At 64.4% G+C, this 16,157-nt stretch carries 5 protein-coding genes; 3 read left to right on the top strand and 2 right to left on the bottom strand.

The window, feature by feature from the left end; all coding sequences use genetic code 11:
• The first annotated feature begins 220 nt into the window (after window positions 1-220).
• From ACVMB0_RS22280 to ACVMB0_RS22270, 3 genes are all read left to right on the top strand, one after another.
• The gene (locus ACVMB0_RS22280) at window positions 221-2,347 is read left to right on the top strand and encodes a type I secretion system permease/ATPase (RefSeq protein ID WP_461349698.1); all 2,127 of its coding nucleotides are present in this window, start codon (window positions 221-223) and stop codon (window positions 2,345-2,347) included.
• Window positions 2,348-2,359: 12 nt separating this feature from the next.
• Window positions 2,360-3,610, top strand: coding sequence for an HlyD family type I secretion periplasmic adaptor subunit (locus tag ACVMB0_RS22275; RefSeq protein WP_456755557.1), 1,251 nt, complete (start codon window positions 2,360-2,362; stop codon window positions 3,608-3,610).
• Window positions 3,611-3,826: 216 nt separating this feature from the next.
• A complete protein-coding gene (locus ACVMB0_RS22270) occupies window positions 3,827-4,840 on the top strand; it encodes a transglutaminase-like cysteine peptidase (RefSeq protein WP_461347687.1) in 1,014 nt (337 codons plus the stop codon).
• A gap of 69 nt (window positions 4,841-4,909) precedes the next feature.
• On the opposite strand, the gene ACVMB0_RS22265 is transcribed toward ACVMB0_RS22270, so the two are convergent.
• Both ACVMB0_RS22265 and ACVMB0_RS22260 read right to left on the bottom strand, forming a co-directional pair.
• Complete coding sequence (locus ACVMB0_RS22265) at window positions 4,910-13,672, bottom strand: DUF5801 repeats-in-toxin domain-containing protein (protein ID WP_461347686.1); 8,763 nt, start codon at window positions 13,670-13,672, stop codon at window positions 4,910-4,912.
• On the bottom strand, window positions 13,575-16,028 hold the full coding sequence (locus ACVMB0_RS22260; RefSeq protein WP_461347685.1) for a DUF5801 repeats-in-toxin domain-containing protein: 2,454 nt from the start codon (window positions 16,026-16,028) through the stop codon (window positions 13,575-13,577). Before ACVMB0_RS22260 ends, ACVMB0_RS22265 begins: the two co-directional genes overlap by 98 nt.
• Between the last annotated feature and the right edge of the window lie 129 nt (window positions 16,029-16,157).

The following is a 16,157-nucleotide window of genomic DNA, read 5'->3' as shown; positions in this document are numbered from 1 at the left end:
AAGCAAGTTTCGCTGATTTCGTTCGCTGTTTGTTGTAGTCTCCACGCAATCGTCGAATGCGATTTCTGCATTTCCATTTTGGTTATCGAGGTTTCAGTTGTTGTTTCGAACCCCCAGCGCGGTGGCTGATGCCGGCCGCTCCCCGTCAGATGATTCAACTTCAACGGCTGCCGCGACGAGCCGGCCGCGCACGCTCGGCGACGATCCCCTCACCGCATCGCTGACCTATCTCGCCGCCCATCACGGCCGCGCCGTGAGCCGCGAAGCGCTGCTCGGCGGACTTCCGATCACGGATGGACGCCTGTCGGTTTCGCTCTACGACCGCGCCGCGCGACGTGCGGGCCTTGAGACCGAGGCCGTCAAGCGCGCGATTGCGGACATTCCTGCGCTGGTGCTGCCGGCCGTCCTCATCATGAAGGACGGCTCCGCGCTCATCCTGCTCGGCGTCGACCCGGCGAACAAGTCGATCAAGATCGTCGAGCCGGCGACACCGCAGACCCCGCGCATCGCCGGCATCGCCTCGCTCGCTGCGGACTATACCGGCTACGCATTTCTGGTGCGAAGCGCAGCGCAGGCCGATGCGCGCACCGTCGCCGCAGGAGACATCCCCAGGAGCCACTGGTTCTGGTCGGTCGTGAAGGCGCACTGGCGCAGCTACGGGCACATCGCGATCGCGGCCTTCCTGACCAACGTCCTGGCGCTGGCGACCCCGCTCTTCACGATGAGCGTCTATGACCGCGTCATCCCCAACGGTGCGATCCCCTCCCTGATCGCGCTCTCGATCGGCATGGGGCTCGGCATCGTCTTCGATTTCATCTTCCGCATGGTCCGCAGCCGCATGATCGACGTCACGGGCAAGACCATCGACGTCGTGCTCGCCGCCAATATCTTCGAGCATGTAATGGCCGTGAAGATGGCGCAGCGGCCGACCTCGGTCGGCATCATCGCCAATCAGCTCCGCGACTTCGACTCGGTGCGCGAATTCTTCACCTCCGGCAGCGTGGTCTCGGCGACCGACCTGCTGTTTGCCATCCTGTTCGTCGGGGTGCTGTTCATCATCGCCGGGCCGCTGGCCTGGATCCCGCTGATCATGCTCCCGCTCGTCATGCTGATCGGTTTTCTGCTGCAGCGTCCGCTCGATCGTGCGATGAAGCGCCTGCAAGCCGAATCCGCCGCCCGGCACGGCGTGCTGGTCGAGTCGCTGTCGAGCCTGGAGACCGTCCGCGCGACCGGCGCCGAGGCCCGCATGCAGACCTTGTGGGAGCGCTCGGTCGCGGCGACCGCCCGGTCCGGCGAGGACGTCCACTTCTGGTCGTCGATGTCGCTGACCAGCGCGAGCACCGCGCAGCAGATCACCAGCCTGCTGATGGTGATCGTCGGCATCTTCCTGATCCTCGACGGCAAGCTGAGCGTCGGCGCGCTGGTCGCGGCCAACATGCTCGCCGGCCGCATCCTGGCGCCGATCGCAGGCATCGCCTCGGTCATCACCAAGGGCACGCAGACCTTGTCGTCGCTCAAGGCGATCGACCGCATCATGTCGATCGAGCGCGAACGCTCGCCGACCCGATCCTACGTCGCTAGGCGGATCGACGACGGCAAGGTCGCTTTCGAGAACGTCTCGTTCGCCTATCCCAACGCGCCGGGCAACGCGCTCGAGAAAGTCAGCTTCAAGATCGAGGGCGGAGAAAAGGTCGGCATCATCGGCCGGGTCGGATCCGGCAAGACCACGGTCGGCAGGCTGCTGCTCGGATTCTACGAGCCGAAGGAAGGCCGGATCATGGTCGACGGCGTCGACTCGCGCCAATACGATCCTTCAGACCTGCGCGCCGGCATCGGCTTTGCGATGCAGGACACCGACCTGTTCTACGGCAAGCTGCGCGACAACATTGCCCTCGGCAAGCCGGAGGCGACCGACGAGGAAATCCTGCTGGCCGCGCGGCTCTCCGGCGTCGAGAGCTTCATCGCCGGCCATCCGATGGGCTATGACATGCCGATCTCGGAAGGCGGCCGCAGCCTGTCCGGCGGCCAGAAGCAGGCCATCGGGCTCGCGCGCGTCCTGATCCGCAAGCCCCGCGTGCTGTTCCTCGACGAGCCGACGGCGCATTTCGATATTCGCAGCGAGCAGGAATTCCTCGAGCGCCTCAAGGGGCTCCGCGACGAGCGCATGACGATCATCATTTCGACCCATCGTCTGTCATTGCTCAACATGGTCGATCGCCTGCTGCTGTTCGACAATGGCCGTCTGGTTGCCGACGGCCCGCGCGACAAGGTGCTCGCCTTGCTTCAGGGCAAGCCCGCGTCCACGCCGCCGTCGCCCGAGAATACGATCCAGCCGAAATCTGCATAACGAGCGAATATTATGGCGTCTTCCGATTTTGCTTTCGCAAACGACATCCGGTCCGCGGCGCTGCTGCGCACGCCCCGCACCTCACGCATGCTGCTGTGGACCTCCTGCGCGCTGCTGGCGACGTTTGTGGTCTGGGCGCATTTCGCGGTGCTCGACGAGGTCAAGCGCGGCAGCGGCCGCGTCGTGCCGTCGCGGCAGATGCAGGTGGTGCAATCTCTCGAAGGCGGCATCGTCGGCGACATCCTGGTGCGCGAAGGCGACATCGTTCAGCAGGGCCAGTCCCTGATGCGTATCGACGACACCAAGTTCGCTTCCGAGTTCGGTGAGATCCGTGAGCGCCGCGCGGCGATGGCGGCGCGGGTAGCCCGCCTCGACGCCGAGGCGCGCGGACGTAGCGAGCTCACCTTCCCGGACGATCTCGACAAGATGGTTCCTGCCGCGGTCGCGACCGAGACCAGCGTGTTCAAGATGCGGGGCCAGAAGGTCGCGCAGGACATCGACGTGCTCAACCAGCAGGTCACCCGCCTCACCGGCTCGCTGAAGCTTCTGGAACGCGAGCAGACCCTGACCCGCAAGCTGTATGAGCAGAAGGTGGTGCCCGAGATTGAGATGCTGCGGCTCGATCGGCAGGCCACCGAGATGAAGGGGCAACTGGCCGAGGCGCAATCGAAGATCGCCAACATCACCGCGTCGTTCCGTTCGCAGGCCGACGAGGATCTGGCCAAATCGCGTGCCGACCTCGCCGTGCTCGACGAAAACATCAAATCCGCCCAGGACCGGGTGCGCCGCACCGACCTGAAGGCGCCGGTCCACGGCATCGTCAACAAGTTGAACATCAGCACCATCGGTGCCGTCGTGCAGCCCGGCGCCAATCTGATGGACATCGTTCCGCTGGACGACACGCTGCTGGTGGAGGGACGGATCCGTCCGCAGGACATCGCCTTCATCCGTCCGGACCAGGACGCGGTGGTGAAGATCAGCGCCTATGATTCTTCGGTCTACGGATCGCTCAAGGGCAAGGTCGAACGCATCAGCGCCGACACCATCGTCGACGACAAGGCGGAGAAGACCGAACGTCCGGAGACCTTCTATCGGGTCATGGTGCGCACCGATAAGAACCATCTCGGCACCGAGCAGCATCCGCTGCCGATCATTCCGGGCATGGTGACCACGGTCGAGGTGCTGACCGGTGAAAAATCCGTGCTGGACTACATCGTGAAGCCGGCCCGCCTGCTGCGCGACGAGGCCCTGCGCGAACGCTGATCGCGGCCCGCGCATGGTTACCCGTTCATGACCTGCGGTCGTTCAATTTCGAACGAACCGGCAAACCCTGGATTGACCGCCTTTCCGACAATGCCAGGCGGCAGCCCCTCCACTTAACTCCGCTTAAGCGGCCAAGGCGTCAGTCTGCGCCCCGATAACAGCGGGGACGCAGATCGGCGCACAGACGTTGACGGTCCCCGGTATTGGGGACGTCATATGAAGTCGCTGAAGATTGCCTCGTCGGCGGTCATGGCCGTGGCTGCATTTTCAATAAGTCTTTGCGCAGCCTCATCCGCATTTGCCGCGGACGAACTGTCTCTCGGCAGCTCCGCCGGCGAGCTTACGGCGACGGCGGACGCCGCATCGAACCGCCCGCCGGCCACCTTCTTCACCATCACCGACGTGCTGGCCAAGCTCGACCGGCAGCGTGGCCGCGGCCCGAACGCGCTTCGCACCGCCGCGCTGACGCCGACGAACACCGCGACCGACGCCTCGCCCGCGGCGAAACCGCTGCCGCCTGTCGGCGCCGAGCCGTTCGGCCTGTTCACCTTCCGCGCACCGGAGAACGGCCTGTGGCGCAAATGGCGCGGCCTCGAATCCGATCTCGCCAAAGAGCAGACCGTGCTCGCGCATTGCCGCGAGAACGCGGCCGCCTGCCCGCCCAATGCCGCGCAATTCCTCCGCCTGATCAACGCGGTCAAGTCCAAGTCCGGACGCGACCGGCTGGATGAGGCCAACCGCGCCGTCAACCAGGCGATCCGCTATGTCAGCGACTTCGCCCAGTACGGCGAGGCCGACCGCTGGACCGCCCCGCTCGCCACCTTTGCGACCGGCAAGGGCGACTGCGAGGACTACGCGATCGCAAAATACATCGCGCTCAGCGAAGCCGGCTTCCCGCGTGAAGAGCTGCGCCTGGTGCTCGGCCGCGATCGCGCCATCCGGCAGGATCATGCGGTGCTGGCGGCGCGGCTCGACGGCCGCTGGCTGATCCTCGACAGCCGCCGCGCCGAGCTGATCGACGACGGCGAGCTCGGCAACTTCACGCCGATGTTTGCGATCAACGAGCACGGCGTCCAGTTGTTTGCGGCGCCCTACGCCAAGCGGCTGCCGCTCGGCGACGAGTTTGACGCGGCACCGGCGGCCGCCAACGCGGCAGAGGCCGAATGGACCGGCGTGGAGCCGCTCGAGGCCGCAGACCCGCTCCCGGGCTTCCTGCCCGTACTGATGTAGCGGCCCCAATCCAACAAAAAATCCGCGGAGTTGGCCTCCGCGGATTTCTCTTTTTAGGGCTGGCGCGGCCTAGAACGTATGGATGCTCGCCGCCGCCGGCACGCCGGTGCTCACATGGGCAAGGTCCACCTTGTCGCTGCCGGTGCCATTGGCCGAATACCAGAGCTCTCCCGTCGTATTGTTGAAGAAGAACTTGTTGGTGCTGGCGCTTTCGTTCCAGGCGGTCGCCGCATTCTCGGTTCCGCCGGTCGTCGCCGACGACGTGAACTGACCCGCCGTGATCGCGGTCGACGTGCCGATCGTGAGGTTCTGACTGGCGACATCGACAAAGATCTTGTCGGCCAGGGCGGAGAAGTCGGTAATCGTGTCGTGTCCGCCTCCCGAACCCGGCAGGACGAAGATGTCGTTGCCGCCACCACCCGTCAGGCTGTCGTTGCCGCCGCCGCCGATCAGGGTCTCATTGGCGGAGCTGCCCTGGATCGCATCATTGCCCGCCGTACCCTGAAGGGTCGTGCTGCCATTGATGTTGATATTGATGGTGCTGGAGGCCGTATCGCCGTCACCGTCAATCGTCGCCACGTTGAAGCTCAGATTCTCGGAGAGATTCACCGTGGATTCAACGCCGACGCTGACCAGGTCGACCTTGCCGCTGCCCGTCACGTCCGTGAACTGGACCGTGTAGAGCTGCATGCCGGCGGGCGCTGCCGGAGTCGACCATTCGTTGGCAATCGAGGCGTGCGCGGACGGATCGAAATCACCGGACACCGATGTGATGGACGCCGTGTGTACACCGTCCCAATAGGACACGACGTAGTGGATGTCGTCCCCGGCCTTGTAACCGGAGAAGGTGTAGTTGGCGACAGATTCGGGTCCCGGAGGAACGAACGCTGCGTTGTGAACCGGACTGGCGCTCGCACCGCTCGTGAAGTCGAACAGCATCTTCTCGTTTTGATCGAAGTTGTTGTTGCCGACACCCCAGCCAACGGTAGATCCGTTCACACTGCCTTGGCCACCGCCGGAGGCGGTGCCCGAAATAACCGCCAGTTGGTCGGCGCCCGAGGTCAGAACCTGCTCCTGAGACGGACCCGAGCCGAAGGCGCTCGAACCGCCGACATTCTCGGTCGTCACCGCAGTAAAGGGCTCGAGCAACGTGAACGTGTAGTGATCGGTGGTCGGATCCACCGTCAGCGTGAAGATGTCGTTCGCCGGTGACGGAGCCGCGCCGACATAGGCGGTCAATATGTGCCCCGATGCGTCGATCGAGTAATGTACGGCCTGGCCGTCGAACGTCAGGCCCGCCGGCGGCGTGTCGCCGGCGAGGGTCAAGGCATATGCACCGAAGCCATCGGCGCCGGAGAACACCGGCAGGTTGCCCACGAGGGATAGTCCTGCGGCGTCCGCGATGATCCCGTTGTCGATCGTGCCGAAATGCGGCCCGTCATCGTGGAACGTGACGTGGGTGCTGAGGTCGAGGTTCTGGCTGGCGCTGTCGCCGTCCTTGTCGGTCACCGTCGCCGTCAACGTCACCAGGCCGCTGGTCAGGCTGATGCCTTCGCCGGTATCCGGGCTCGAGGCGGTGTTCTCGTGCACCGCGCGATCCTGCGTCAGCGTCACATTGCCCGTCGCCGGGTCGACCGTCAGCGTGAACACCAGCCACGCCGCCTGGCCCTCATGGCCGGCCACGTAGCCGGAGATCGTGTTGCCGCTCTTGTCCAGGACGACGCCGAGACCGGAGTTGCTGTCGATCAGGTTGGTCAATGTGCCGTTGGCTGCGATGTTCAGCGCATAGGTCAGCGACTGCAGACCATCCGCGCCGGTCTTCACCGTGAACGCATTGGCAAAGACTTCGGTGTCCAGCGTGTGGCCCTGCGTCGCGACCGCATCCGGCGTCGTACCGTTGACGCCGGCGTTGGTCGACGCCGACAGATAGGCCTCGTAGCTGTTCAGCGAGTTGACGTTCCCGCTCAGCGAGATCGACGGGCCGTCATCGTGGAACGTGATGTGGCTGCTGAGGTCGAGGTTCTGGGCGGCGCTGTCGCCGTCCTTGTCGGTCACGGTCGCGGTGAGCGTCACCAGACCGCCGGTCAGGCTGATGCCCTCACCGGTGTCGGGGCTCGAGGCCGTAAGCTCGTGCACCGCACGGTCCTGCGTCAGCGTCACGCTGCCGGTCGCCGGGTTGACCGTCAGCGTGAACACCAGCCAAGCTGCCTGGTTTTCATGGCCGGCCACGTAGCCGGAGATCGTGTTGCCGCTCTGGTCGAGCACCACGCCAAGACCGGAGGCGCTGTCGATCAGATTGGTCGCGACCCCGTTATTCGCAATGCTCAGCGCATAGGTCAATGATTGCTGACCGTCTGCGCCGGTCTTCACCGTGAACGCGCCGGCAAAGCTCTCGGTATCGAGCGCATGACCTTGCGTCGGCACCGCATCCGGCGTGGAGCCGTTGATGCCGGCGTTGGTCGACGCCGACAGATACGCTTCATAGGTGTTCAGGGAGTTGACGTTGCCGCTCAGCGAGATCGACGGGCCGTCATCGTGGAACGTGATGTGGCTGCTGAGGTCGAGGTTCTGGCTGGCGCTGTCGCCATCCTTGTCGATCACCGTCGCGGTCAACGTCACCAGGCCGCCGGTCAGGCTGATGCCCTCACCGGTGTCCGGGCTCGAGGCGGTGAGCTCGTGCACCGCGCGGTCCTGCGTCAGCGTCACGCTGCCGGTCGCGGTGTTGACGGTCAGCGTAAACACCAGCCACGCCGCCTGGTTTTCATGGCCGGCCACATAACCGGACACGGTGTTGCCGGTCTGGTCGAGCACGACGCCGAGACCGGAGGCGCTGTCGATCAGATTGGTCGCGGTGCCATTGGCTGCGATGCTCAGCGCATAGGCGGTCGTTGCATTGTCGGCACCGGTCACGACCGTGAACGCACCGGCAAAGCTTTCGGTGTCGACCGTATGGCCCTGGGTCGGCACGGCGTCCGGCGTGGAGCCGTTGATGCCGGCATTGGTCGCGGCCGACAGATACGCTTCATACGTGTTCAGCGAGTTGACATTGCCGCTGAGCGAGATCGACGGACCATCGTCGTGGAATGTGATGTGGGTGCTCAGGTCAAGGTTCTGGGCGGCGCTGTCACCGTCCTTATCCGTCACCGTCGCCGTCAGCGTCACCACGCCGCCGGTCAGGCTGATGCCTTCACCGGTGTCCGGACTGGAGCCGGTGAGCTCGTGCACCGCACGATCCTGCGTCAGCGTTACATTGCCCGTTGCCGGGTCGACTGTCAGCGTGAACACCAGCCACGCGGCCTGGTTCTCATGGCCTGTCACATAGCCTGAGATCGTGTTGCCGCTCTGGTCGAGCACCACGCCGAGACCCGAGGCGCTGTCGATCAGGTTGGTCGCGACCCCGTTATTCGCAATGCTCAGCGCATAGGCCGTGGTCGCGCCGTCAGCGCCGGTCACAACCGTGAACGCGCCGGCAAAGCTCTCGGTGTCCAGCGCATGACCTTGCGTCGGCACGGCGTCCGGCGTCGAGCCGTTGATGCCGGCGTTGGTCGCAGCCGACAAATACGCCTCATAGGTGTTGAGCGAATTGACGTTGCCGCTCAGCGCAATCGACGGGCCGTCATCATGGAAGGTGACATGCGTGCTGAGGTCGAGATTCTGGCTGGCGCTGTCACCGTCCTTGTCGGTCACGGTTGCGGTCAACGTCACCAGGCCGCCGGTCAGGCTGATGCCTTCGCCGGTGTCCGGGCTGGACGCGGTGAGCTCATGGACCGCGCGATCCTGCGTCAGCGTCACATTGCCTGTCGCCGGGTCGACGGTCAGCGTGAACACCAGCCAGGCGGCCTGGTTCTCATGGCCTGTCACATAGCCGGAGATCGTATTGCCGGTCTGGTCAAGCACCACGCCAAGACCAGAGGCACTGTCGATCAGGTTGGTCGCAACCCCGTTATTCGCGATGCTCAGCGCATAGGCCGTGGTCGCCCCGTCGGCGCCGGTCACCACCGTGAACGCGCCGGCAAAGCTCTCGGTGTCCAGAGCATGACCCTGCGTCGGCACCGCATCCGGCGTCGAGCCGTTGATGCCGGCATTGGTCGCGGCCGACAGATACGCCTCATAGGTGTTCAGCGAACCAACCCGTCCGCTCAGCGCAATCGACGGACCATCATCATGGAAGGTGACGTGCGTGCTGAGATCGAGGTTCTGGCTGGCGCTGTCACCGTCCTTGTCGGTCACCGTTGCCGTCAGCGTCACCAGGCCGCCGGTCAGGCTGATGCCCTCACCGGTGTCGGGGCTCGAGGCGGTGAGCTCGTGCACCGCACGATCCTGCGTCAGCGTCACGTTGCCCGTCGCCGGGTCGACCGTCAGCGTAAAGACCAGCCAGGCGGCCTGGCCCTCATGACCCGTCACATAGCCGGACACGGTGTTGCCGGTCTGGTCCAGCACCACGCCGAGGCCGGAGGCGCTGTCGATCAGATTGGTCGCGGTGCCATTGGCTGCGATGCTCAGCGCATAGGCGGTCGTGGCATTGTCGGCACCGGTCACGACCGTGAACGCACCGGCAAAGCTCTCGGTGTCGAGCGTATGACCCTGCGTCGGCACCGCATCCGGCGTCGAGCCGTTGATGCCCGCGTTGGTCGCAGCCGACAGATACGCTTCATAGGTGTTCAGCGAACCAACCCGTCCGCTCAACGCAATCGACGGGCCGTCATCATGGAACGTGACGTGGGTGCTGAGATCGAGGTTCTGGCTGGCGCTGTCACCGTCCTTGTCGGTGACCGTCGCGGTCAGCGTCACCAGGCCACCGGTCAGGCTGATGCCCTCACCGGTGTCGGGGCTCGAGGCCGTAAGCTCGTGCACCGCACGATCCTGCGTCAACGTCACATTGCCCGTCGCCGGGTCGACCGTCAGCGTAAAGACCAGCCACGCAGCCTGGTTCTCATGCCCGGTCACATAGCCGGAGATCGTGTTGCCGGTCTGGTCGAGCACCACGCCGAGGCCGGAGGCGCTGTCGATCAGATTGGTCGCGGTACCATTGGCTGCGATGCTCAGCGCATAGGCGGTCGTGGCATTGTCGGCACCTGTCACCACGGTGAACGCACCGGCAAAGCTCTCGGTGTCCAGAGCATGACCCTGCGTCGGCACAGCGTCCGGCGTCGAGCCGTTGATGCCCGCGTTGGTCGCGGCCGACAGATACGCTTCATAGGTGTTCAGCGAGTTGACGTTGCCGCTCAGCGAGATTGACGGACCATCGTCGTGGAAGGTGACGTGCGTGCTGAGATCGAGGTTCTGGCTGGCGCTGTCACCGTCCTTGTCGGTCACCGTTGCCGTCAGCGTCACCAGGCCACTGGTCAGGCTGATGCCCTCACCGGTATCCGGGCTGGAGGCGGTGAGCTCGTGCACCGCACGATCCTGCGTCAACGTCACATTGCCCGTCGCCGGGTCGACCGTCAGCGTGAACACCAGCCACGCCGGGTCATTCTCATGGCCGGTGACATAGCCGGAGACGGTGTTGCCGGTCTGGTCGAGCACCACGCCGAGGCCGGAGGCGCTGTCGATCAGATTGGTCGCGGTGCCATTGGCTGCGATGCTCAGCGCATAGGCGGTCGTGGCATTGTCGGCACCGGTCACCACGGTGAACGCACCGGCAAAGCTCTCGGTGTCGAGCGTATGACCCTGCGTCGGCACCGCATCCGGCGTGGAGCCGTTGATGCCGGCGTTGGTCGCAGCCGACAGATACGCTTCATACGTGTTCAGCGAGTTGACATTGCCGCTGAGCGAGATCGACGGACCATCGTCGTGGAATGTGATGTGGGTGCTCAGGTCAAGGTTCTGGGCGGCGCTGTCGCCGTCCTTGTCGGTCACCGTCGCGGTCAAGGTCACCAGGCCGGCGGTCAGGCTGATACCCTCACCCGTGTCGGGGCTCGAGGCGGTGAGCTCGTGCACCGCACGATCCTGCGTCAGCGTCACATTGCCCGTCGCCGGGTCGACCGTGAGCGTGAACACCAGCCATGCGGCCTGGTTTTCATGGCCGGTCACATAGCCGGAGATCGTGTTGCCGCTCTGGTCGAGCACCACGCCGAGACCAGAGGCGCTGTCGATCAAATTGGTCGCGACCCCGTTGGCCGAGATGCTCAGCGCATAGGCGGTCGTTGCATTGTCGGCACCGGTCACCACCGTGAACGCGCCGGCAAAGCTCTCGGTATCCAGCGTATGGCCCTGGGTCGGAACCAGATCCGGCGTCGAGCCGTCGATGCCGGCATTGGTGGAGGCCGACAGATAGGCCTCGAAGGTGTTCAACGAACCAACTCGCCCGCTCAGTCCAATCGACGGACCATCGTCATGGAATGTGACGTGGCTGCTGAGGTCGAGATTCTGGGCGGCGCTGTCGCCGTCCTTGTCGGTGACCGTTGCCGTCAGCGTCACCAGGCCGCCGGTCAGGCTGATGCCCTCACCAGTGTCGGGGCTCGACACAGTGAGTTCGTGCACCGCGCGGTCCTGCGTCAGCGTCACATTGCCCGTAGCCGGGTCGACCGTCAGCGTGAACACCAGCCAAGCGGCCTGATTCTCATGACCGGTCACATAGCCGAACACCGTGTTGCCGGTCTGGTCGAGCACGACGCCGAGGCCAGAGGCGCTGTCGATCAAATTGGTCGCGGTGCCGTTACCAGCGATACTTAGCGCATAGGCGGTCGTTGCATTGTCGGCACCGGTCACAACGGTAAACGCGCCGGCAAAGGTCTCGGTGTCGAGTGTGTGACCCTGGGTCGGCACGGCATCCGGCGTCGAACCATTGATGCCGGCATTGGTCGCAGCCGAGAGATAAGCCTCATAAGTGTTCAGCGAGTTGACGTTCCCGCTCAGCGAGATCGACGGGCCGTCATCGTGGAACGTGATGTGGCTGCTGAGGTCGAGGTTCTGGGCGGCGCTGTCACCATCCTTGTCAGTCACGGTTGCCGTCAGCGTCACCAGGCCGCCGGTCAGGCTGATGCCCTCACCGGTGTCCGGGCTGGAGGCCGTAAGCTCGTGCACCGCACGATCCTGCGTCAACGTCACATTGCCCGTCGCCGGGTCGACCGTGAGCGTAAAGACCAGCCACGCCGCCTGGTTCTCATGGCCCGTCACATAGCCCGAGATCGTGTTGCCGGTCTGATCGAGCACGACGCCAAGACCGGAGGCGCTGTCGATCAGGTTGGTCACGGTGCCGTTGCCTGCGATACTCAGCGCATAGGCTGTCGTCGCATTGTCGGCGCCAGTCACGACGGTGAACGCGCCTGCAAAGCTTTCGGTATCGAGCGTATGACCCTGGGTCGGCACCGCATCCGGCGTCGAACCGTCGACGCCCGCATTGGTCGCGGCCGAGAGATACGCTTCATACGTGTTCAGCGAGTTGACGTTCCCGCTCAGCGAGATTGATGGGCCGTCATCATGGAAGGTGACATGCGGGCTGAGATCGAGATTCTGGCTAGCGCTGTCGCCGTCCTTGTCGGTGACGGTTGCGGTCAGCGTCACCAGGCCGCCGGTCAGGCTGATGCCTTCGCCGGTGTCGGGGCTCGAGGCAGTGAGTTCGTGCACCGCACGATCCTGCGTCAGCGTCACGTCGCCGGTCGCGGTGTTGACCGTCAGCGTGAACACCAGCCAGGCCGGGTCGTTCTCATGGCCGGTCACATAGCCGGACACCGTGTTGCCGGTCTGGTCCAGCACGACCCCAAGACCGGAGGCGCTGTCGATCAAATTGGTCGCGGTGCCATTGGCTGCAATGCTCAGCGCATAGGATGTGGTCGCATTGTCGGCGCCAGTTACGACGGTGAACGCGCCGGCGAAACTCTCAGTATCGAGCGCATGACCTTGCGTCGGCACCACATCCGGCGTCGAGCCGTCGATGCCCGCGTTGGTCGCAGCCGACAGATACGCTTCATACGTGTTCAGCGAGTTGACGTTCCCGCTGAGCACAATCGACGGACCATCATCATGGAACGTGACATGCGAGCTGAGATCGAGGTTCTGGCTGGCGCTGTCACCGTCCTTGTCGGTCACCGTCGCCGTCAACGTCACCAGACCGCCGGTCAGGCTGATGCCCTCGCCGGTGTCCGGGCTCGAGGCGGTGAGCTCGTGCACCGCGCGATCCTGCGTCAGCGTCACATTGCCCGTCGCCGGGTCGACCGTGAGCGTGAACACCAGCCAGGCGGCCTGGTTTTCATGGCCGGTCACATAGCCGGAGATCGTGTTGCCGCTCTGGTCGAGCACCACGCCGAGACCGGAGGCGCTGTCGATCAAATTGGTCGCGGTGCCGTTGGCTGCGATGCTCAGCGCATAGGCGGTCGTTGCATTGTCGGCGCCGGTCACGACGGTGAATGCACCGGCAAAGCTCTCGGTGTCGAGCGCATGACCTTGGGTCGGCGCGGCATCCGGCGTCGAACCGTCGACGCCCGCATTGGTCGCGGCCGACAGGTACGCCTCATAGGTGTTCAGCGAGCCGACTTTGCCCGTCAGCGCGATCGACGGACCATCATCATGGAACGTGACATGCGTGCTGAGATCGAGATTCTGGCTGGCGCTGTCGCCGTCCTTGTCGGTGACCGTTGCCGTCAGCGTCACCAGGCCGCCGGTCAGGCTGATGCCCTCACCGGTGTCGGGGCTCGACGCGGTAAGCTCGTGCACCGCACGGTCCTGCGTCAGCGTGACGTCGCCGGTAGCAGTGTTGACCGTGAGCGTGAACACCAGCCAGGCGGCCTGGCCCTCATGGCCGGCCACATAACCGGAGATCGTGTTGCCGGCCTGGTCGAGCACGACACCGAGACCGGAGGCGCTGTCGACCAGATTGGTCGCGGGTGCCATTGCCGGCGATGCTCAGCGCATAGGCTGTGGTCGCATTGTCGGCACCGGTCACGACGGTGAACGCGCCGGCAAAGCTCTCGGTGTCGAGTGTGTGACCCTGGGTCGGCACGGCATCCGGCGTCGAGCCGTCGACGCCGGCATTGGTCGCAGCCGACAGATATGCCTCATAGGTGTTCAGCGAATTGACTGTCCCGCTCAGCGTGACGGACGGGCCGTCATCGTGGAACGTGACGTGGCTGCTGAGGTCGATGTGCTGGCTGGCGCTGTCGCCGTCCTTGTCAGTCACGGTCGCGGTCAAGGTCACTAGGCCGCCGGTCAGGCTGATGCCTTCACCGGTGTCGGGGCTCGACGCGGTGTTCTCGTGCACCGCACGGTCCTGCGTCAGCGTGACGTCGCCGGTCGCGGTATTGACCGTCAGCGTAAACACCAGCCACGCCGCCTGGCCCTCATGGCCGACCACATAGCCGGAGATCGTGTTGCCGGCCTGGTCGAGCACCACGCCGAGGCCGGAGGCGCTGTCGATCAGGTTGGTTGCGGTGCCATTGCCCGCGATGCTCAGCGCATAGGCCGTGGTTGCGCCGTCGGCGCCGGTCACGACCGTGAACGAACCAGCAAAGCTCTCGGTGTCGAGCGTGTGCCCCTGGGTCGGCACAGCGTCCGGCGTCGAGCCGTCGACGCCGCCGTTGGTCGCGGCCGAGAGGTACGCCTCATAGGTGTTTAGCGACCTGACCGTCTCATTCAGTGAGATCGATGGGCCATCGTCGTGGAACGTGATATGCGTGCCGAGATCGAGGTTCTGGCTGGCGCTGTCGCCGTCATTGTCGGTGACCGTTGCCGTCAGCGTCACCAGACCGCCGGTCAGGCTGATGCCTTCATGGGTATCCGGGCTCGACGCGGTGTTCTCGTGCACCGCACGATCTTGCGTCAGCGTCACGTCGCCGGTCACGGTGTTGACCGTGAGCGTGAACACCAGCCACGCCGCCTGGCCCTCATGGCCGGTCACATAGCCGGAGATCGTGTTGCCGGTCTGATCGAGCACGACGCCGAGGCCGGAGGCGCTGTCGATCAGGTTGGTCGCGGTGCCGTTGCCCGCGATGCTCAGCGTATAGGCCGTGGTCGCGCCGTCGGCGCCGGTCACGACGTTGAATGCGCCGGCGAAGTTCTCCTTGTCCAGCGCATGGCCCTGGGTCGGCGTCGCATCCGGCGTCGAGCCGTTGATGCCGGCATTGGTCGAAGCCGACAGGTACGCCTCGAAAGTGTTCAGCGCGCTCGTCGTCCCGCTCAGCGAGATCGCCGGACCGTCGTCGAGGAACGTCAGATGCGGCCCGACATCGGCTTGCGCTGTCGCGGTCTGGTTGTTGTTATCCGTCACCGTCGCCGTCAGCGTCACCATTCCGGCAGGCAGATGCACACCTTCATTGATGTCGCCGCCAACTTCCCCACTGCCCTCGTGCATCGAGCGCAGATCGGTGAGCGTGATATGGCCGGTCGCATCCACGGAGATCGTGAAGTCAGCAAGGCCGTTCTGGCCGCCTTCCCGGCCAACGACCTGCCCGTTCTCCAGGAACAGGAACACGTGATTGCCGGTCTGCGAATCGATCAGACCGGTATCGACGCCTGGCGCGCTTATCGACAGCGCAAAGGTCAGCGACTTCTCGCCGCCGGCCGCGGTGATCGAGAACGGGATCAGCCCCGTCGCCACGGTCGAACCTGCCGGTCCCAGTCCGGAACCTGCGATGCCATTGGTCGCAACGGTCAGGAAGCTCTCGTCCACCGTAAGATCCGGCGCGGTGCCCAGCGAAATGGTGGGCTTCGGAACTTCTTGGTTGAGCACGAAGCCGGTCGGCGGCGTGTCGGTGAAGCCCGGCAGCTCTTCCTGCGGAGCCAACGCGTTGGTGCCGACGGGACCGAGATCATCCACCGCAAACGGACTGAAATTCGCTCCGCTCGCCTGCGCATTGCCGTTCGAGTTGCCGCCATTGTCGGCGGCGGGCAGCACCGAGGAGTCCGTGCTGATCGGGAACAGGCTTGCGAATTCCTGCACCGAGACGTCGCGACCGGGCGCCATCTCGATCGTGATGTTGCTCTGGTGATCCGCGCGGGAGTCGAAGAACGGCTCAACCGTGACGGTCGACTGGTTGTCGAACAGGATGATCAGCTTTTCGCCGATATGAACCAGCGTGATCTTTTCGTTGGCGATCGACGAGAAGTCGACCTTCGCCTTCTGGTCGTAACCAAGGTTGACGACCACTGCCTGATCGGTCAGCGGCTTGGTCAGCTTGTAAATTCGAACGGGAGTCGAATTGGTGGAATTGCCGGTGCCGGTAGCCTGAGCGACCTGAAACGAACCCTGCATTATCAACTCCGCAAAATGCGTTTAGAGGAAAAATTGTAGAAAAATTTAGTTTTAGGCTATTGTTAACCCTCCCCCCGGTCAAGAAATGTATTTGGTTAATCAATGCTTTCCCTGCGAGTGTGGTAAAGA

Source organism: Bradyrhizobium sp. USDA 4451 (assembly GCF_054822585.1).
Note: the sequence above shows the minus strand (reverse complement) of the source record. Positions and strands in the feature narration are given on the sequence as shown.

Excerpts from the sequence above, each read along its gene's own strand:
- ACVMB0_RS22275 (WP_456755557.1), top strand. The coding sequence starts at position 2,360 with ATGGCGTCTTCCGATTTTGCTTTCGCAAACGACATCCGGTCCGCGGCG.
- ACVMB0_RS22270 (WP_461347687.1), top strand. The coding sequence starts at position 3,827 with ATGAAGTCGCTGAAGATTGCCTCGTCGGCGGTCATGGCCGTGGCTGCA.
- ACVMB0_RS22265 (WP_461347686.1), bottom strand. The coding sequence starts at position 13,672 with ATGGCACCCGCGACCAATCTGGTCGACAGCGCCTCCGGTCTCGGTGTC.
- ACVMB0_RS22260 (WP_461347685.1), bottom strand. The coding sequence starts at position 16,028 with ATGCAGGGTTCGTTTCAGGTCGCTCAGGCTACCGGCACCGGCAATTCC.